The sequence below is a fragment of the Pseudomonas viridiflava genome, assembly GCF_003702045.1.
Classification (GTDB): domain Bacteria; phylum Pseudomonadota; class Gammaproteobacteria; order Pseudomonadales; family Pseudomonadaceae; genus Aquipseudomonas; species Aquipseudomonas viridiflava_C.
The window spans coordinates 1-253 of sequence record NZ_RBTP01000072.1 but is presented as its reverse complement, the minus strand read 5'-3'; the positions used below and the strand labels follow the sequence as shown (position 1 = coordinate 253).

General features: G+C 56.1%; 1 pseudogene. It reads right to left on the bottom strand.

The window, feature by feature from the left end:
* Positions 1–9 precede the first annotated feature (9 nt).
* Positions 10–253: pseudogene (locus ALP40_RS22705) on the bottom strand (carbonate dehydratase); the annotation flags it as partial.

Here is a 253-nt window from a genome sequence, read left to right as displayed (position 1 = left end):
TGTTCTGTGTCAGAACTCGTTCTGAAGTGCCTTGTAGCCGCGCACCAGGTCAATGTTGGTGTGCGCCACGTCTTCGGAAAACTCCGAAGCCGAAATGCTCACCGGCGGGAATTGCGAGAGATCAGTATTAGGCCCGATCCGGGTGGTGGACGGCACGTAAAAATTCTCCGGCAAATCGCGACCGTCGACCACTGAGTTGTGTCTGACCACACTGCCGTTGCCGACCTGGCAGTTGAACAGCACGCTGTTGAAG